General features: G+C 77.3%; 2 protein-coding genes. Both read right to left on the bottom strand.

Features of this window, described 5'->3' with window-relative positions; translation table 11 throughout:
- Positions 1-167 precede the first annotated feature (167 nt).
- Positions 168-371 (bottom strand): MbtH family protein, encoded by a 204-nt coding sequence (locus ACFSJS_RS20630; protein WP_380902541.1) that lies wholly within the window; start codon positions 369-371, stop codon positions 168-170.
- A 187-nt stretch (positions 372-558) separates the two neighbouring features.
- Positions 559-20,601, bottom strand: a complete 20,043-nt coding sequence (locus ACFSJS_RS20625; protein ID WP_380902539.1) for a non-ribosomal peptide synthase/polyketide synthase — start codon at positions 20,599-20,601, stop codon at positions 559-561.
- Position 20,602 lies beyond the last annotated feature (1 nt).

Here is a 20,602-nt window from a genome sequence, read left to right as displayed (position 1 = left end):
CAGCGGGGCGGTGGGACAAGAGGGCCTCGTCGCGGTGGGGCGCGGCTCAGCGGGGCGGTGGGGCGGGCGCGCCGGACCGGAGCGGTGGCGCGGTGACGGGCGGTGCCGGGGCGACGCGTGGTGCCGGGGTGCGGCGGCCGCCGCACCCCGGCGTCCGGAGGCACCGGTCAGGCCCCGGCGCCCTCCATGCGCTCGCGCAGGCTGCGCGGGCGCATGTCGGTCCAGACCTCGTCGACGTAGGCGGAGCACTCGGCCTCCGTGCCCTCCTTGCCGACGGCGTGCCAGCCGGCGGGCACCTCGACGTCGACCGGCCACAGCGAGTACTGCTCCTCGTCGTTGCGCAGCACCTGGTAGCGGGTGTTCTCGTCCATGTCACGCTCTCCCTCGTGGGTACGGTTCCCCGGCCGGTCCGGTCCGGCCGGTCCTGCTCGGTCTGTCCGCGGTACGCGCTCCGCGGGGCGGTTCCCGGGGACCGGGCGCGGCCGGCACACGGCGCCCGGGGCGCCCCCGGGGTGCGCCGGGGGCGCCCCGGGGGCACGCCACCGGGGCGCGGGGCCCTCACCGGCCGCCCCGGGCGTGCCGGGCGATGTGGCGCAGGGCCTCGGCGAACTCCCCGGCGACCCGCCGCACGGTCTCCGTCCCGTGGAGGCCGGGCCGGTGGTGCCAGGTGAAGGCGAGGCGCCCGTTCTGCACCGCGCCCACCACCTCCAGCGGGTGCGACCCGCTGTCCCGGGGGTCGTGGTCCTGGCCGAAGGAGCCGTGCTCGGCGCGCACCAGGCCGCCGCCGGAGTCCTCCGGGCGGGCGTCCCACTGACCGAGGTAGTTGAACACCACCTGCCCGTGGGCCGCCGAGCCGAGCCGCTCGCGCACCTCGGGCGGGCCGTAGGTGCGCAGGGCGCCGAAGCCGATCCCGTTCCCCGGCACGGCGCGCAACTGGCGGCGCACCGACTTCACCAGCCCCCGCCAGTCGCGGGCGGGGCCGAGCTCCTCCGGCTCGGGCACCCGCAGGGCGACCGGGTGGACGGTGGTGAACCAGCCGACCGTACGGGACAGGTCCACCCCGTCGAGCAGGTCCTCGCGGCCGTGCCCCTCCAGGTCCAGGCGGACCCGGTCGCGTCCCGTCCAGCGGGCCAGGGCGAGGGCCAGCGCGGCCAGCAGGACGTCGTTGACACGGGTGCGGTAGGCGGTCGGCGCGGCGCGCAGCAGCGACTCCGTGTCCTCCTCCCCCAGTTCCACGGTGAGCGTGCGGGTCTCCCCCGGGTCCGCCTCCGGGTCGTGGCCGGCCGGCAGCGGTTCGTCGGCGGCCACCGCCTCCTCCCAGTAGGGCAGTTCGTGGTCGAGGGCGCCGCCGGCGACGTGCTCGGCCAGTCCCCGGGCCCAGTCCCGGAAGGAGGTGGAGCGCTCCCCCAGTGCGACGGGCTCGCCGCGCCGGGCCTGCCGGTAGGCGACTTCCAGGTCGTCGCGGAGGATCCGCCAGGACACGGCGTCCACGACCAGGTGGTGGGCGACCAGGAGGAGGAACGCCGGCCGGTCGGCGTCGCCGGTGAACAGCGCCGCCCGCAGCAGCGGCCCGCGTCCGATGTCGAAACCGGTGTGCAGGTCGTCGGCGGCCTTCTCCATGGCCGTGTCCGCCTCCGCGGCCGGCATTCCCGTCAGGTCGTACCGGACCAGGACCTCCTCGCCGCCGGCCGGCGGCGGGTTGAACTGGTGCCAGCCGCCGTCCCCCTCGGTGAAGCGCATGCGCAGCGCGTCGTGGTGCTCCAGCAGGGCGTCCAGCGCGGTGCGCAGGGCCTCCGGGTCGGGCGAGCCGTCGAGTTCCAGCAGCGCCGACTGGTTGAAGTGGTGGTGGCTGGCGCGCGGGGTGGTCAGGAACCACTCCTGGATGGGGGTGAGCGGCACCTCGCCGGTCACCGGGCCGCCGCCGGAGTCCTGCGGCGCGGCGGTCACGACGGTGGCCAGCTCGGCCACGGTCTGGTGCGTGAACAGGTCGCGGGTGGCCAGGTGCAGGCCGTCCCGCCGCAGCCTCGACACCACCTGCATGCTCAGGATCGAGTCGCCGCCGAGGTGGAAGAAGTTGTCGTCCGCGCCGACCTCCTCCACCCCGAGGACGTCGGCCCAGATGCGGGCGATGCGGCGCTCGGTGTCGGTGCGCGGCGCGGTGCGCGGCCCGGCGGCGGTGTGGGCGGGCCCGGGGTCGGGCAGGGCGCGCCGGTCGGTCTTGCCGCTGGGGGTGAGCGGCAGCCGCTCCAGGGGCACGAACACCGACGGGACCATGTGCGGCGGCAGCAGCCCGGCAAGGTGCTCGCGCAGTTCCGCGGGGGGAAGCTGCCCGTCGGCGCCCTCGGCGGGCACGACGTACGCCACCAGCCGTCCGGCGCCGGCGGCCGCCCCGTCCTCCGGGCCGCCGGAGCGCACGACGACCACCGCGTCGCGCACCCGGGGGCTGCGGCGCAGCGCGCTCTCGATCTCGCCCGGCTCGATCCGGAAGCCGCGCAGCTTGATCTGGTCGTCGGCCCGCCCGGCGAACCGCAGCTCCCCGTCGGCGTCCCAGCGCACCAGGTCGCCGGTGCGGTACATCCGCTCCCCCGGCCCGCCGAAGGGGTCGGCGACGAACCGGCTCGCGGTCAGGCCGGGGCGGCCCAGGTAGCCGCGGGCGAGCCCGGGGCCCGCCACGTACAGCTCCCCGGTCACGCCGGGCGGGACGGGCCGCAGGGCGGTGTCCAGGACGTGGACGCGGGTGGCGCCGGCCGGGCGGCCGATCGGCGGGGCGACCGCCTCCGGGGCCAGGGGGCCGGTCCAGGTGGCGACCACCGTGGCCTCGGTGGGGCCGTAGGAGTTGATCATCCGGCGGCCGGGGGCCCACCGCTCCACCAGGTCGGCCGGGCACGCCTCGGCGCCGACGATCAGGGTGCGCAGGTGCGGCAGGCCGCCGGGTGTCCCGGACGGCACGGTGGCCAGCGCCGCCGGGGGGATCAGCGCGTGGCTGACGCGCCGCTCGGTGAGCGCCTGGACCAGCCGCTCGCCGACCAGCGGCCCCTCCTCCCCGGTCACCAGCGTGGCGCCGGCGAGCAGGGAGACGCACAGCTCCAGCACGGAGGCGTCGAAGCTGGGCGAGGCGAACTGGAGCACCCGGTCGCCGGGACCCGCGGCGTAGCGGTCCGCGGCGGCCGCGGCGAAGCCCGCCAGGCCCCGGTGGGTGACGACCACGCCCTTGGGCGTCCCGGTCGATCCGGAGGTGTAGATCACGTAGGCCGGGTGGTCGGGGGTGAGCGCGGCGGTGCGGTCCGCGTCCGTGGGGGCGGTGTCCGGTCCCTCCGCGGCCAGGACCTCCGCGGGGTCGTCCAGGGTCAGCCAGGCGTCCGCGTCACGCACCATGAGCTCCCGCCGCTGCTCGGGGTAGGCCGGGTCCACGGGCAGGAAGGCGCCGCCGGCCTTGGCGACGGCGAGCTGCGCCACCACCGTCTCCGCGGCGCGGGGCAGGGCCAGGGCGACGACGCGCTCGGGGCCGACGCCGCGGCCGATCAGCCGGTGGGCCAGCCGGTTGGCCGCGCGGTCCACCTCCGCGTAGGTCAGCCGCCGGCCGCCGTCCTCCAGCGCCACCGCGTCGGGGGTGCGGGCCGCCTGCCGCTCGAACAGCTCGGGCAGTGTCGCCGCCGGCACCGGCGGGGCCGTGCCCCGCCCGTGGTCCAGCAGGGTCTTCAGCGCCTCGTCGGAGGCGAGCGGCAGGGCCCCCAGGGGGCGGTGCGGGTCCTCGGCGACGGCGGTCAGCAGGGTGCCGAGCTGGTCGGCCATCCGCTCGGCCGTGGCCGCGTCGAACAGGTCGGTGTTGTAGGTGAGCAGGCCGTGCAGTGCCCCGGAGTCCGCCTCGGCGAACTCCAGGGTGAGGTCGAACGCGGCGTGCCGGAGGTCCGTGTCGACGTCGGAGACCTCCAGACCGGGCAGGTCCAGGTCGGCCGCCGGCGTGTTCTGCAGGACCACCATGACCTGGAAGAGCGGGGTGCGGCTGGTGTCGCGCACCGGCTGCACCTCGTCCACCACCCGTTCGAACGGCACCTCCTGGTGGTCGAAGGCGTCCCGTACCGTGTCGCGCACCTCGGCGAGGAACTCGGGGAAGGGCCGGTCCGTCTCGACCCGCGAGCGCAGCACGAGGGTGTTGACGAAGAACCCGATCAGGTTCTGGGTCTCGGGCCGGTCGCGGCCGGAGGTGACGGTGCCGACGGCGATGTCCCGTCCCCCCGACAGCCGCGCGAGGAACGTCTGCGCGGCGGCGACGAGCGTGGTGAACAGGGTGGCCCCCCGGTCCCGGCCGACCCGGGCGAGGCGGCGGGCCGTCTCCGGCGGCAGGGCCAGGCGGGCGGTCGCGCCGTCGCGGGTGCGCACCGCCGGGCGCGGCCGGTCGGTGGGCAGCTCCAGCGGCTCGGTCCCGGCCAGCCGTTCCCTCCAGTACGCGAGGTGCTCCTCGGCCCCGGCGTCGCCCGCGGTGCGCTGCCAGTGGGCGAAGTCGGCGTACTGCACGGGCAGCGGCGGCAGGTCCTCGGCGGCCATGCCCAGTGCGGCCCGGTAGAAGTGCGCCAGGTCGCCGGTGAGCACGGCGGTGGACCAGCCGTCGGTGACGATGTGGTGCAGGGCCAGGGTCAGCACGTGGTCGTCGCCGGCCAACCGCACCAGACCGGTCCGCAGCAGCGGGCCGCGGCGCAGGTCGAACGGACGGGTGCGCTCGGCCGCCAGCAGCCGCTCCAGCTCCGCCGAGCGGTCCTCCTCGGGCAGCCCGGACAGGTCGTGCAGCGGCAGGGGGACGTCCTGCGGCGGGTGGACGATCTGCACGCCCCGGCCGTCGACCGTGTCGAAGGTGGTGCGCAGCGACTCGTGCCGCGCCACCAGGGCGCGCAGCGCCTCGCCGAGGGCACCGGTGTCGAGCCGGCCGCGCAGGCGCAGGGCCAGCGCGGTGGTGTACTCGGTGCCGCCGGGCGCGAACTCCTCCAGGAACCACAGGCGCTGCTGCGCGTAGGACATCGGTGCCGCCGTACCGCGGTCGACCGGGACGATGGCGGTGCGCCCCGCGCCGTCGGCCCGCCGCTGCGCGAGCAGCCCGGCGAGCGCCGCCGGTGTGGGGTGGGTGAACACCGCCCGCGGCGACAGGTCCGTCCCGAACGCCTCGGCCAGGCGGGAGGCGAGCCGGATGCTGAGGATCGAGTCGCCGCCGAGGGCGAAGAAGTCGTCCTCCACCCCGGGCCGGTCCACGCCCAGCACCTCGGCGAAGACCTCCGCCGTGCGGCGCTCGGCCTCGGTGCGGGGCTCGACCGCGGTGCCGGGCCCGGTGCCGGGGTCCGCGTCCGGGCGGGGCAGCGCCGCCCGGTCCACCTTGCCGTTGGCGCTCAGCGGGAGGGCCGCCAGCGGGACGAACGCCGAGGGGACGAGGTAGTCGGGCAGCGTCCGGCGGGCGAACGCCCGCAGGTCCTCGGGGTCGTCCCCGGCCGGCCCGACCACGTAGGCCACCAGCCGCCGGGCGCCCGGCCGGTCCTCGCGGGCCAGCACCGCCACGTCCGCGACACCGGGATGGGCCGCCAGCGCGGCCTCCACCTCGCCGGGCTCGACCCGGAAGCCGCGGATCTTCACCTGGTCGTCGGCGCGGCCCAGGAACTCGACCGTGCCGTCCGGGCGGCGCCGGGCCAGGTCGCCGGTGCGGTACATCCGGGCGCCGGGCGGCCCGCAGGGGTCCGCGAGGAACCGGGCGGCGGTCTCGCCGGGGCGTCCCAGGTAGCCGCGCGCCACGCCCTCGCCGGCCAGGAACAGCTCCCCGGCGCAGCCCGGCGGTACGGGCCGCAGGCGGGCGTCGAGGACGTGCACCCGCATGTCGTCCAGCGGGTGGCCGATGGGCACGGTGTCGGGCACCGCCGCCGCGTCCGCGAGGGGGAAGGACGTCGCGAAGGTCGTGGTCTCGGTCGGCCCGTAGCCGTCCACCACGGTCAGGCCGGGGCAGGCGGCCAGGACCCGGCGCACGGCCGCTGCGGGGACCACGTCGCCGCCGGTCCACACCTGGCGCAGCCCCGCGAAGCAGTCCGGCGCGTCCTGGGAGAGCAGCCGGAACAGCCCGGCCGTCAGCCACAGCGCCGTCAGCCCGCCGTCGCGGGCCAGCCGCCGCAGCAGGGCCGCGTCCACCGGCTGCCCGGGGGCCACCACCACGCAGCCGCCGTTCAGCAGGGGGGCCCACACCTCGAACGTGGCGGCGTCGAACGCCACCGGCGAGTGCAGCAGCACCCGGTCGCACACCCCGCCGGCGAAGCGGCTGTCGGTGGCCAGCGACGCCACGTCGCGGTGGCGCACCGCCACCGCCTTCGGCAGGCCGGTGGACCCGGAGGTGAACATCACGTAGGCCAGCCGGTCGGGGTCCGCGGGCGGGAGGGCGGGCCCCTCCGGTCCGGCGGCCCGCGCGGCGGCCACCTCCCGGGCGGTGAGGTGGAGCGCGGCGCCCGCCCGGTCGAGCAGGAGGCCGCGCCGCTCCTCGGGCGCTCGGGTGTCCACCGGCACGTAGGCGCCGCCCGCCTTGAGGACGGCGAGCTGGGCGACCACGAGTTCGGCGGAGCGGTCCATGAGCAGCGCCACCCGGTCCTCGGCCGCCAGTCCGCCGGCCAGCAGGCGGGAGGCCGCGCGGTCCGACCAGTCGGCGAGCTCCCGGTAGGTCACCTCGCGGTCGCCGTCGCGCAGGGCGACCGCGTCGGGGGTGCGGCGGACCTGCTCGGCGAACAGGTCCACCGGGGTGCGGGCCGGCGCCTGCCGCGCGGTGGTGTTCCACCGCTCCAGCAGGCTCCGGTCGGCGTCGGTGAGCAGCTCCAGGGCGTCCACGTCGCCCTCGGCGCCGTCGGCGAGCGCGGTGAGCAGGGCCGCCAGGCGGGCCGCGGCGCCCTCCACCGTGGCACGGTCGAACAGGGCGGCGTCGTAGGCCAGGTCGAAGCCGAGCCGGTCGGCCAGGTGGGCGCGCAGGCACAGCGGGAAGGTCGTGGCGTCCTCGGCGTGCACCTCCTCCACCCGCACGCCCGTCCTGGCGGTGGCCGACTCGTCCACGGGGTAGTTCTCGAACACCACCATGCTGTCGAACAGCGCCTCGCCCGCCGGGACCTCGCCCTGGGCCTGGATGCGGGGCAGCGCGAGGAAGTCGAAGCGCCGGGCGTCGCTCTGCTGCTCCTGGATGCCGCGCAGCCAGGGCAGGACTCCGCTTCCCCCGGGCACGCGGACCCGGGTGGGCACGGTGTTGATGAACATGCCGACCATGGACGCCACACCCGGCAGTTCGGCCGGGCGGCCGGAGACGGTGGTGCCGAACACCACGTCGCGGCGCCCGCTGTAGCGGGCCAGCAGCAGCGCCCACGCGCCCTGCACCACGGTGTTGACGGTCAGTCCGCTGCGGGCGGCCGTCTCGCGCAGCCGCCGCGAGACGTCGGCGTCCAGCTCGTGGTGGACGGCCTCGCCGGAGCGGGCGCGGTGCGCCTCGGCGGGTGTGCGGTCGTACGGCAGCGGGGTGCGCGCGGTGAAGCCGGCGAGGGCGTCGGCCCAGTACCGCTCGGCCGCGTCCTCGTCCTGGTCGTGCAGCCACCGCAGGAAGTCCGCGAACGGCCGCCGCACCGGCTCGGCGGCGTCGCGGCCGCCGGTGAGCGCCGCGTAGCGCTCGCACACCTCGGTGAGGAGCTGCCCGGTGCTCCAGCCGTCCAGGACCAGGTGGTGGGAGGACCACAGCAGCAGGACCTCGTCGCCGGGCAGGGCGGCCAGCGTGATGCGGGTGAGCGGCGCCGCGGTCAGGTCCATGCCCGCCGCGCGGTCCTCGGCGAGGAGGTCCCCGACCGCCGCCGCGCGCCGGTCGGGCGCCGACCGGCGCCAGTCCAGGTGGGTGACGGGCAGCTTCACCCGGTGGTGCACCACCTGCACCGGGTGCGGCAGGCCCTGCCAGTGGACGGAGGTGCGCAGCGCCGGCGTGCGGTCGGCGACCTGCTGCCAGGCAGCGGCGAACGCGCGGGGGTCGGCCACCCCCGACAGCCGTACCGCCGTCCGGTTCAGGTAGGCGTCCGCCGTGTCGACCAGCCCGTGGAAGAGCATGCCGGCCTGCAGGGGCGTCAGCGGCAGCACGTCCGCCACGTGCCGCCCGTCGCCGACCAGCCCGTCCAGCTGCGCCTGGGTGAGCCCGGCGAGCGGGAAGTCGGACGGGGTGCGCCCGCCCGCGTCCGGCCGGGCGCAGTGCGCCACGATCTCGCGGAGCGCCGCGCGCATCTCCTCGGCCAGGTGCCGCACGGTGGTCTCGTCGTAGACGGCGGTCGGGTAGGTCCAGCCCAGTTCGAGCCGGCCCTCCTGGACCACGCCGGTGACGTCCAGCAGGTAGGGGCGGGGCTCGTCCGGGTCGGCGTCGCGGCCGGCCGGCGGCAGCGCGGCGCGGTACAGCCCGCCGGCCTCCGGGCCGGCGGTGGTCCGGGCGTCCCACTGCCCGTGGTAGTTGAAGCCGATCTGCGGCGCCGGGGCGCCGGCCAGCGGGCTCTGCGGGAGCAGGTGGCGCAGTGCGCCGTGGCTCAGGCCGTGCAGCGGCACCGCGCGCAGCTGCTCCTTGACGGACCGGAGGGTGTCGCGCCAGTCGGCGTCGGGGCCGGCAGTCAGGGCGAGGGGGAACTCGGCGGTGAACCAGCCCACCGTCCGCGACAGGTCCACGTCGTCGAAGAGGTCCTCGCGGCCGTGTCCCTCCACGCCGACCAGGACGGTGTCGCGCCCGCACCAGCGGGCCAGGGTCCGGCCCAGGGCGCTGAGCAGCACGTCGTTGACCTGGGTGCGGTAGACGTCGGGGACCTGCCGCAGCAGGGCGTCGGTCTCCCCGGGCTCCAGGGCCACGGTGACGGTGGCGGCGGTGCCGTGGGTGTTGGGGCCGCTCCGGCCGGCGGGCAGGTCGGCCGGGGCCGCGGCGGTGCGCTCCCAGTGGGCCAGGTCGGCGTCCAGGGCGCCGGAGAGGGTGTGCCGCTCCAGCCGGGCCGCCCAGCGGCCGTACGCGGTGCCCACCGGGGGCAGCCCGGCGGGCCGGCCGGCCGCGCAGTCCCGGTAGGCGGTCTCCAGGTCCGCCAGCAGGATGCGCCAGGAGACCCCGTCCACCACCAGGTGGTGGACGGTGGCCAGGAGCTGGGCCGGCCGGCCGGGGCCGCGGTCGAAGAGCAGCACCCGGACGACCCGGCCCTCGACGGGGTCGAGCGAGACCTGCGCCGCCTCCGCCGCGCGCTGCACCTCCGCCTCCAGGGCCGGGGCGTCCAGGTCCGCCGCGTCGTGGCGGGTGAGGACGTCCTGCGGAGCCTTCGGCAGGACCTCCTGGTACCAGCCGCCGTCGGTGCGTCGGAACCGGGTGCGCAGCGCCGCGTGGCGGTCCACCAGGGCGTCGACCGCCCGGCCCAGCGCCGCCGGGTCGGTGTCCGGGGCCAGTTCCAGGCGCTGGGTCATGGTGAAGCGCAGCGCGTCGCCGGGGCGGCGGCCGTCGAGGTACCAGCGCTGGATGGGGGTGAGCGGCGCCTCGGCGGGCGGGGCGCCGTCCGCGGCGGCCGGCCGCGGGTCCGCCTCGGTGACGTGGAGGGCGAGTTCGGCGACGGTCTGGTGCCGGAAGACGTCCTTGGTGGTGAGGGCGAGTCCGGCCCGGCGGGCGCGGGAGACGATCTGGATGCTGAGGATCGAGTCGCCGCCGAGCGCGAAGAAGTTGTCCCGCGCGCCCACCCGCTCGACACCCAGCACCTCGGCCCAGACGGCGGCCAGGGTCTCCTCGGTGCCGGGGCGCGGCGCCACGTACGGCGCGGCGCTGTCGGGCTGCGCCGGCGGGTCCGGCAGGGCGCGCCGGTCGGTCTTGCCGCTGCTGGTGCGCGGGATCCGCGCCAGCGGGACGAACGCCGCGGGCACCATGTGGTCCGGCAGCGTCCGCCGCAGCCTCACCCGCAGTTCGTCGGCCGGCGGTGTGCGGTCGCCGGCGGGCACCAGGTAGGCCACGAGCACGGTGCGGCCGGCGTGGTCGCGGGCGGCCACCACGGCCTCGGCGACGTCCGGGTGGTCGAGGAGGGCGGCCTCCACCTCGCCGGGTTCGATGCGGAAACCGCGGATCTTGACCTGCTCGTCGGTCCGGCCCAGGAACTCCAGCAGCCCGCGCGCGTCCCAGCGGGCCCGGTCGCCGGTGCGGTACATCCGCTCCCCCGGCGCGCCGTACGGGTCGGCCACGAAGCGGGCGGCGGTCAGGCCGGGCCGGTTCAGGTAGCCGCGGGCCACCTGCGCCCCGGCCAGGTACAGCTCGCCCGGCGTGCCGGGCGGCACCGGCCGCAGCGCGCCGTCGAGCACGTAGGCGCGCAGGTTGCGGCCGGGGCGGCCGATGACGGGGCGGTCGGGCCGGTCGGAGCAGGGGCCGTAGACGGCGTCGACGGTGCACTCGGTGGGCCCGTACATGTTGTACGCGGTGACGCCCAGGTCCTCGCCCGCCGCGCACAGCTGCCGCCACGCGGCGGCGCCGACCGCCTCGCCGCCCACCAGCAGCAGGCGCGGGTGGTGGCGGCCGGGCGCGAGGAGCCCGGCGGCGGTGAGCTCCCGCAGGAAGGACGGGGTGACGTTCACCAGGTCCAGGCGCCGCTCGGCGACCTGGGCGCAGAACGCCTCCGGGTCCAGGCGCACGTCCTCGTCGATCAGGTGGACCTCCTGGCCCAGCGCGAGCAGCAGCGGCCCCTCCCAGGAGGTGTCGAAGGAGAACGACGCGCTGAGCGCGGCGCGCAGCCGCCGTCCGTCCGCGGTGTGCGGTGCGACGAGCCCCTCCCGGTGGTCGCGGCAGAGGTTGACCAGGTGGCGGTGTTCCACCGCGACGCCCTTGGGCCGGCCGGTGGAGCCGGAGGTGTAGACGACGTAGGCGGTGTTCTGCGGGCGCAGCGGGGCGAGCCGGTCGGCGTCGGTGGGGTCGTGCGCGGGCAGCCGCCCCCAGGGCACCTCGCGCAGGGTGTCGGCTGTCAGGACCGTGTGCGGCGCCGCGTCCGCCAGGAGGAACGCGGCGCGCTCGGCGGGCAGGTCGGGGTCGAGGCAGAGCAGGGCGCCGCCCGCCTTGAGGACGGCGAGCAGCGCCACGTACATCTCCGAGGTGCGCGGCAGGCGGGCGGCGACCACGCGCTCGGGTCCGACGCCGGAGGCGATGAGGTGGTGGGCCAGCCGGTTGGCGCGGTCGTCCAGGGCGGCGAAGTCGAGGGTGGCGTCCCGGGCCACCAGGGCGGTGGCGTGCGGGGTGCGGGCGGCCTGCGCCTCGAAGAGGGCGGGGAAGGTGGCGGGGGCGGTGTCCGCAGCCTCCAGCCGGGCGCCCTGCCACCGGTGGAGCACCCGGTCCCGTTCGGCGGCGGTCATCAGCGGCAGCGCGCCGGCGGCCCGGTCCGGGTCCTCGGCGGCGGCCTTCAGCAGCAGACGCAGCCGGCCGGCCAGGCGCTCGGCGGTGTCCGCGTCGAACAGGCCGGTGTTGTACTCCAGGTAGCCGGTGACGCCGCCGTCGCCCTCCACGAAGTCGAAGGCGAGGTCGAAGGTGGCGTGCCGGACCGGCGGTGCCACCGGCTCGGCGTCCAGCCCCGGCAGCCGGGGCGCCTCGGCGCCCAGGTTGTGCAGTGCCACCATGACCTGGAACAGGGGAGTGCGGCTGGTGTCCCGCTCGGGCTGGAGGGCGTCCACCACCTTCTCGAAGGGCACCTCCTGGTGGGCGAATGCCTCCAGGACGGTGGCGCGCACCCGGGCGAGCAGCTCGCGGAAGGACAGTTCCGGGCGCACCCGGTTGCGCAGCACCAGCGTGTTGACGAACATGCCGACCACGTCGTGGAGTTCGGGGCGCTCACGGCCCGCGGTCACGGTGCCGACGGCGACGTCCTCCTGGCCGGACCAGCGGGCGAGCAGGACCGTGCACGCCGTCAGCAGCGTCATGTAGAGGGTCGCGTCGGTGTCGCGGCCCGTCTCGCGCAGCCGCTCGGTCAGCTCGGCGGGCAGGGTGAAGGTCACCAGCGCTCCCTCGCGGGTGCGCACCGCCGGGCGCGGCCGGTCGGTCGGCAGCTCCAGCGGGGCCAGCCCGTCCAGCGCCCGGCGCCAGTAGGAGAGCTGCTCGTCGGCCCGGTCGGTGCGGGCCCGCTGCCAGGCGGCGTAGTCGGTGTACCGCACGGGCAGGTCGGGCAGGTCGGGACGGCGGCCCTCCAGCGCCGCCGCGTACAGCTCGCCCAGGTCCCGGCCGAGGACGGCGGTGGACCAGCCGTCGGTGACGATGTGGTGGACGGCCAGGACCAGCACGTGCTCGTCGGCGGCCAGGTGCGCCAGCCGGGCGCGCAGCAGGGGCCCGGTGCCCAGGTCGAAGGGGGTGGCGGCCTCGCGTTCCAGGAGGGCGTCCAGGGCCGCGGAGCGGTCCCCGGCGCCGGTGAGGTCGTCCAGCGGCAGCTCCACCGGACGCGGCGGGTGCACGACCTGGCGGGCGCGGCCGCCGGTCTCGGCGAAGGTGGTGCGCAGCGCCTCGTGCCGGGCCACCAGCGCGTCCAGGGCGGTGCGCAGGGCGGACCGGTCGAGCCGGCCGCGCAGGCGCAGCACGGACAGCGTCGTGTACTCGGTGCTGCCCGGCTCGAAGCGGTCGAGGAACCACAGGCGCTGCTGCGCGTACGACAGCGGCGGCGGGGTGTCCGGGTCGGCGGCCGGCACGGCGTCGGCCGCCGCGGGGCGGTCCCCGGCCGGCTCGTCGAGGGCGGCGGCCAGGGCGGAGACCGTCGGGTGGGTGAACAGCAGCCGGGGCGAGACGTCCGTGCCGAAGGCGGCACGCAGCCGGGAGGTGACGCGGACGGCGAGGATGGAGTCGCCGCCGAGGGCGAAGAAGTCGTCCTCGGCGCCCACCTCGTCGGTGTCCAGCACGTCCGCCCAGGCGTCGGCGACCAGGCGTTCGGCCCGGGTGCGCGGCGGCGTGCGGTCGCCTCCGGCGGCGAAGCCGTCCGGTCCGGGCGCGGGCAGGGCGCGCCGGTCGAGCTTGCCGTTGACGGTGAGCGGCAGCGCCGCCATCGGCACGTAGGCGGCGGGCACCATGTGCGCGGGCAGCAGGCGCTCCAGGTGGGCGCGGAGTTCGGCGGCGGGCGGCGGCGCGGCGTGCTCCCCGCCGCCGGAGCCGACGACGTGCGCGACCAGCCGCCGCGTCCCGGCGGCGTCCTCGTACACGCCCACCGCGGCGGCGCCGACGCCCGGGTGGGTGTGCAGGGCGGCCTCGATCTCGCCGGGCTCGATGCGGTAGCCGCGGATCTTCACCTGCTGGTCGGCGCGGCCCAGGTACTCCAGGGTGCCGTCCGCCCGCCACCGGGCCCGGTCGCCGGTGCGGTACATGCGGCTGCCGGGCCGGCCGAACGGGTCGGCCACGAAGCGGGCCGCGGTCAGGCCCGGGCGGCCCAGGTAGCCGCGGGCCAGGCCCTCCCCCGCCACGTACATCTCGCCGACGGCGCCGGGCGGCGCGGGGGCCAGGTCGCCGTCGAGCACGTACACCCGCAGGTCGGGTATGCCGGTGCCGATGGGGCTGGCGGCGCCCGTGCGGGCCGTCGTGCGGTCCAGGGACTCGTGGGTGACGTGCACGGTGGTCTCGGTGATGCCGTACATGTTGACCAGGCGCGGGGCGGTGTCCGGGTGGCGCGCGTACCAGTCGGCCAGCCGCTCGACGTCCAGCGCCTCGCCGCCGAAGACCACCGTGCGCAGGGTCAGCCGGGCGCTCACCGCGGGGTGTTCGGCGTCCGCGCGCACCAGCGGGTAGAAGGCGGACGGGGTCTGGTTGAGGACCGTGACCCGCTCGTCCGCCAGCAGGCGCAGGAAGTCCTCCGGGGAGCGGGCGGTGTCCTCGGGGACGACGACGAGCCGGCCGCCGTGCAGCAGCGCGCCCCAGATCTCCCACACGGAGAAGTCGAAGGCGTAGGAGTGGAAGAGCGTCCACACGTCCGTCTCGTCGAAGCCGAACCAGTGGCGGGTGCGGGTGAACAGCCGCACCACGTTGGCGTGCGGCACCACCACGCCCTTGGGGCGGCCGGTGGAGCCCGAGGTGTAGATGGCGTAGGCGGGGGTCTCCGGCAGCGGGCGGCGGGCCGGGCCGGGGCCGGCGGCCGGGCGCCGGGCGAGGTCGGCCCGTACCGCCGGGTCGTCCAGCGGCAGGACGGGCACACCGGTCCCCTCCGCCCGCCCGGCGGTGGCGGCGGTGGTCACCAGCATCACCGGCGCGGCGTCCCCCAGCAGGTGGGCGATGCGCTCGGCGGGCAGCTTGGGGTCGACCGGCAGGTAGGCCGCGCCCGTCTTCAGGACGGCCAGGACCGCCACGACCAGGTCCGTGGAGCGGGGCAGGGCGAGCGCCACGAAGCGCTCGGGTCCCGCGCCGGCCTCGGCCAGCCGGTGGGCGAGCCGGCCTGCGAGCGCGTCGAGCTCGGCGTAGCCGAGGTGCTCGCCCGCGCAGGTGACGGCGGTGGCGTCCGGGGTGCGGGCGGCCTGGGCCTCGAACAGGTCCACCAGGGTCCGGTCGGGGCGGCCGTGTTCGGTCCCGTTCCAGTCCACCAGCATCCGCCGCCGCTCCTCGGCGGTCGTCCACGCCAGGGCGCGCAGCGGCCGGTCGGGGTCGGCGGCGAACTCCGCGAGCAGCAGGCACAGCCGGTCGGCGAGCGCCCGGACGGTCGCGGCGTCGAACAGCTCCGGGTCGTAGGCCAGGTCGAAGCCGATCCGCCCGCCCTGGTAGGCGCGGAGCACGAGCGGGTAGTTGGTGGCGTCCCGGGAGGCGACGTCCAGCAGGCGCACGCCCGAGCCGGCGGTGCGGGCCTCGTCGAAGGGGTAGTTCTCGAAGGCGACCATGCTGTGGAACAGCGCGGTGCCGGACGGCACGTCGCTCAGGCCGGTCAGCTCGGCCAGGGAGACCGCCGCGAAGCGCCGCGCCTCGGCCTGGGCCTCCTGCAGTTCCCGCAGCCACGCGGTGGCCGTGCGCCGGCCGTCCACCTCGACGCGGGTGGGCAGGGTGTTGATGAACATGCCCACCATCGACTCCACGCCGGGCAGGTCGTCGGGGCGCCCGGAGACGGTGGTGCCGAAGACCACGTCCCGCTCCGCGCCGTAGCGGGCCAGCAGCAGCGCCCAGGCGCCCTGCACCACCGTGCCCAGGGTGAGCCCGGCGTCCCGGGCGGTGCGGGCCAGCCGTTCCGACACCGCGTCGGACAGGCCGGCCGTGTGGACGCCCGCGGACCGGGACCGGTGCGCCTCGCGCAGGGGGCGGTCGACGGGCAGCGGGGTCGGGGTCGCGAAGCCGCCGAGGACGCCGCGCCAGTACTCGCGCGCCGCGTCGGCGTCCTGGTCGGCCAGCCAGCGCACGTAGTCCCCGAAGGGCCGGCGCACGGGCGGCCGCGGTTCGCCCCCGGTGGTGAGCGCCGCGTACTCCTCGGACACCTCGGTGAGCACCTGGGCCAGGCTCCAGCCGTCCAGGATCAGGTGGTGGGAGGTCCACAGCAGGTGCAGCCGCGCGTCGGGCAGCCGCACCAGGGTGAGCCGCATCAGCGGCGCCGCGCCGAGGTCGATGCCGCGCGCCAGGTCGTCCGACCGCAGCCGGGCGAACCTCTCGGCGCGCTCCCCCTCGTCCACCTCGCGCCAGTCCAGGTGGGTCACCGGCACGCGGACGTCCCGGTGCACGAGCTGGAGCGGGACGGGCACGCCCTCCCACACCACCGAGGTCCGCAGCGCGGGCGTGCGGTCGGCCACCCGCTGCCAGGCGAGGGCGAAGGCGTGCGGGTCCGCCACGCCCTCCAGCAGCAGGGCGGCCTGGTCCACGTACACGTCGTCCGGGCCGCCGACCAGCCGGTGGAAGAGCATGCCCTCCTGGAGCGGGGTCAGCGGGAGGACGTCCTCCACGTCGCGGCCGTCGCCGACCAGCCGGTCGACGCCCGCCTGGTCCAGGCGGGCCAGGGGGAAGTCGGAGGGGGTGCGGCCGCCGGCGTCCGGCCGGGCGCAGTGCTCGGTGATCGCGGTCAGCGCCCGCACCATGCCGTCCGCCAGGCCCCGGACGGTGTCCGCGTCGTGCACCCGGTCGCTGTAGTGCCAGGTGATCTCCAGCACGCCGCCGGTCACCGCGGCCGAGACGTCCAGCAGGTGGTCCACCGGCTCGTCGGCCGCCACGTCCCGCCCGGGTGCCTCGCCGGCCGGGGCGAAGTCCCGCCCGGCGGAGGCGTCCCACTGGCCGTGGTAGTTGAAGGAGACCTGGGGCAGCGGCCGGTCCCGCAGGGCGCGGGCGGACGGGTCGGGCGAACCGAGGCGGGCCAGTGCCTCGTAGCTCAGGCCCCTTCGGGGTACGGCCCTCAGCCGCTCCTTCACCGCCTTCAGCGTGGCGGCCCAGTCCGGCGCGTCCGGCGGGCCGGCCGGGGCGAGGGTGACGGGGTACTGGGTGGTGAACCAGCCCACGGTCCGCGACACGTCGACCGCGTCGTCGGGGTCCGGGCCGCCGAGGTCCTCCCGGCCGTGGCCCTCCAGGGCGACGGTGACCCGCTCGGTGCCCGCCCAGTCGGCGAGCACCCGGCCCAGGGCGCTGAGCAGCACGTCGTTGACCTGGGTGCGGTAGACCCCGGGGACCTTGCGCAGCAGCGCCTCGGTGGTGGCGCGGTCCACCCGGGTGCGGACGGTGCGCACCGACCCGGCGAGCGGGGTCCCGGGGTGGTCGACGGGTAGCGGGGAGCACGGCCGGGCGGCCTCGGCCGTCCAGTACGGCAGGTCGCCGTCCAGGTCGCCGGCCCGCACCCGCCGGGACAGGTGCGCGGCCCAGTCGGCGAACGGCGTGGTGGCCGGCTCCAGGCGGACCGGCTCGCCCGCGGCCGCCTGCCGGTAGGCCTGCTCCAGGTCGGCCAGGAGGATGCGCCAGGAGACGCTGTCGACGGCCAGGTGGTGGGCCGTCAGGAACAGCTGCGGCCGCGCCCCGTCCGGGGGCAGCAGCAGGGCCGCGCGCAGCAGGGCGCCGGTGGCCGGGTCCAGGGCCGCGCGGGCGGCGTCGGCGGCCTCGGTCCGTGCGGCCGCCAGGGCGTCGCCGCCGGCGGCGGGGAGGTCGTGGCGGGTCAGCAGTCCGGTGGCCGGGCCGGCTCCGGGATGCTGCACCCAGGTCTCCCCGGCCCGCTCGAAGCGGGTGCGCAGCGCCGGGTGGTGCGCGGCGACCGCCTCCAGGGCCCGCCGCAGGGCCTGCTCGTCGAGGTCGTGCGGCAGGTCGAGCAGCATCGACATGCTGAAGTGGCGCAGCGGGCCGTGCGCGGTGAAGAACCACTCCTGGACGGGGGTCAGCGGGGCGGGTCCCCCACCGCGCGGCTGCCGCGGGGCCGCCGCCGCGGTGGTCCGGCGGGACGCGGCGGCGGCCAGGTCGGCGACGGTCTGGTGGCGGAAGACGTCCTGCGAGGTCAGGCGCAGACCGGCGGCGCGGGCCCGGGAGACGGCCTGGATGCTGAGGATGGAGTCGCCGCCCAGTTCGAAGAAGTTGTCGGTGGCGCCCACCCGGGCCACGCCCAGGACCTCGGACCAGATGCCCGCCAGCGTCTCCTCGTCGGGGGTGCGCGGGGCGACGAACTCCCGCTCGCGCGGGGCGGCGTCGACGTCGGGGGCGGGCAGGGCCCGGCGGTCCAGTTTGCCGCTGGTGTTCAGCGGCAGGGCGTCGAGCACCGTGAAGGAGGACGGCACCATGTGGTCGGGCAGGACGCGCCGGCAGGCCGCCCGCAGCTCGGCGGCGGCGGGCCGCGCGGCGCCCGCGGCGGGCACCAGGTAGGCGGCCAGCCGGGTGTGGCCGTGGGCGTCGGCCGCCGCGACGACGGCGGCGGCGGCGACGTCCGGCAGGTCCAGCAGGGCCGCCTCGATCTCGCCGGGCTCGATGCGGTGGCCGCGCACCTTGACCTGGTCGTCGGCGCGGCCGAGGTAGTCCAGCCGTCCGTCGGCGGTCCAGCGGGCCAGGTCGCCGGTGCGGTACATCCGCTCTCCCGGCCCGCCGAACGGGTCGGCGACGAACCGCGCGGCGGTCAGTCCCGGGCGGCCCGCGTAGCCGCGCGCCAGCTGCTCGCCCGCCAGGTACAGCTCGCCGCCGACGCCGGGCGGCACGGGCTGGAGCCGCTGGTCGAGGACGTAGGCCCGCACACCGGGCAGCGGCCGGCCCACCAGCGGGCGTCCGCCGCCCTCGATGCGGCAGGCCAGGGCGTCGACCGTGCACTCGGTGGGGCCGTAGAAGTTGTACGCGGCGACGTCCCCGTGGCCGGCCAGCTCGCGCCACAGCCCGGGGCCGACCGCCTCGCCGCCGAGCATCAGCACCCGGGGGCGGTGGCGCGGGTCGGTGAGCAGCCCGGCGGGCAGCAGCTGCCGCAGGTACGAGGGGGTCAGGTCGAGGAAGTCGACGCGGTGCTCGACGACGTACTCGACCAGGGCGGCCGCGTCGAGCCGGGTCGCCTCGTCGACCAGGTGCAGCCGGTGGCCGTCGGCCATCAGCAGCACGCCCTCCAGCGAGGTGTCGAAGGAGAACGACGCGGTCAGCGCCACCCGCAGCGGGCCGCCGCCCGCCTCGGCGACGAACCCCTCGCGGTGGCCGGCCAGCAGGTTGGCCAGGGAGCGGTGCGCCACGGCCACGCCCTTGGGGCGGCCGGTGGAGCCGGAGGTGTAGATGACGTACGCGGTGTTCTGCGGGTGCAGCGGGGCGAGCCGGTCGGTGTCGGCCGGGTCGGTGTCCGGGCCGGTGTCCGGCACCGCCCGCAGCGCGGCCTCGTCCAGGACGAGCGCCGGTCTTGCGTCCTGGAGCAGGAACCGCACGCGCTCCTCGGGCAGGGCGGGGTCCAGGGGCAGGTAGCCGGCCCCGGACTTCCACACGGCGAGGATCGCCACGATCATGTCGGCGGTGCGCGGCAGCCGCAGTGCGACCAGCCGCTCGGGGCCGGCGCCGCGGGCGATGAGGTGGTGCGCCAGCCGGTTGGCGCGGGCGTTGAGCGTCGCGTAGTCCAGCCGCGTCTCCCCCGCGACCAGGGCGGTGGCGTGCGGGGTCTGGGCCGCCTGCCGCTCGAAGAGCCCCGGGCAGGTGGCGGCGGGGTCCGGGGCGGGACGCCCGGTGGCGTTCCACTCGGCCGTCACCCGCCGCACCTCCTGCGGGGAGAGCAGGGGCAGGGTGCCCAGCGGGCGGTCCGGTTCGGCGGCGGCGCCCGCCAGCATCCGCAGCAGCTGGTCCGCCATCCGCCGCGCGGTGGCCGGGTCGAACAGGTCGGTGCGGTACTCCAGCAGCCCGGTCAGCCGGTCGCCGTCCGGCACGAACTCCACGCTCAGGTCGAAGGTGGCCGCCTGCCGGGGCACGGCGACCGGCGAGGTGGCCGTCCCCCGGAGGGCGGGGGCCGCGGGCGGGTCCGGGTGGAGCAGGACCATCACGTCGAACAGGGGGTTGCGGCCCGCCTCCCGGACCGCGCCCACGGCCTCCACCAGCCGTTCGAACGGCGTGTCGCCGTGCGCGAAGGCGTCGTTGACGGTGTCGGCGGCGGCGGCCAGCAGGTCGCGGAAGGATCCGGTGGTCTCGACGGCGGTGCGCAGCACGACGGTGTTGGCGAAGAAGCCGACCGTCCGTTCCAGGTCGGTGCGGGAGCGCCCGGGCGTCAGGGAGCCCACGGCGATGTCGTCCTGCCCGGACCAGCGGGCCAGCAGCGCCTGGCAGGCCGCGACCAGGGCGGTGAACAGCGTGGTGTGCTGCTCCGCCGCCAGGTTCCGCAGCCGGGCCGCGACGTCGGCGGGGACGGTGAAGGTGTGGACCGCTCCCTCCCCGGACTCCTCGCCGCGGCGCGGGTAGTCCAGCGGCAGTTCCGGCGGAACGGTGCCGGACAGCTTGTCGGTCCAGTAGGCGAGGTGCCGCTCCAGCCGGGGGCCGGAGAGCTGCTCGCGCTGCCACACCGCGAAGTCCGGGTACTGCGTCGCCACCGGCGCCAGGTCCGGTGCCGCGCCGCGTGCCAGGGCCTCGTAGGCGGTGCACAGCTCCTCCAGCAGCACGCCCATCGACCAGCCGTCGGTGACGATGTGGTGCGCGGTCAGCATCAGCACGTGCGAGGCGTCCGACTCCCGCAGCAGCAGGGCGCGCAGCAGCGGCCCGGTGCGCAGGTCGAACGGGCGGGAGTACTCCGCCAGCAGCGCGGCCTCCAGCGCGGGCGCCCCGCCGCCGGGGGCGGCGGGACGCGCGTTGGGCGCGGTCAGGTCCGTCACCGGCAGGGGGACCGGGCCGGCCGGCCGCACGGTCTGCGCCGGCCGGCCGTCGGCCTCCTCGAACGTGGTGCGCAGCGCCTCGTGGCGCTCCACCACGGTGTCCAGGGCGCGGGAGAGGGCGCCGCGGTCCAGCGGGCCGGTGAACCGCAGCGCGACCGCGCTGTTGTAGCGGGCGTCGCCGGGCCGCAGCCGGTCCAGGAACCACAGCCGCTGCTGGGCGAAGGAGAGCGGCAGGGGCCGTGTCCGGTCCGCGCGCGGGATGCCCTGCCGGGCGGCGGTGTCCGGTGCGCCGGCCCGTCCGGCCAGCCGGCGGCGCAGCGCCTCCTGGAGGTCCCGGGGCAGGGCCTGGGCGCGGTTCTGCTTCGAAGACGTCATG

Source organism: Streptomyces desertarenae (assembly GCF_042681365.1).
Classification (GTDB): Bacteria; Actinomycetota; Actinomycetes; order Streptomycetales; family Streptomycetaceae; genus Streptomyces; species Streptomyces desertarenae.
Note: the sequence above shows the minus strand (reverse complement) of the source record. Positions and strands in the feature narration are given on the sequence as shown.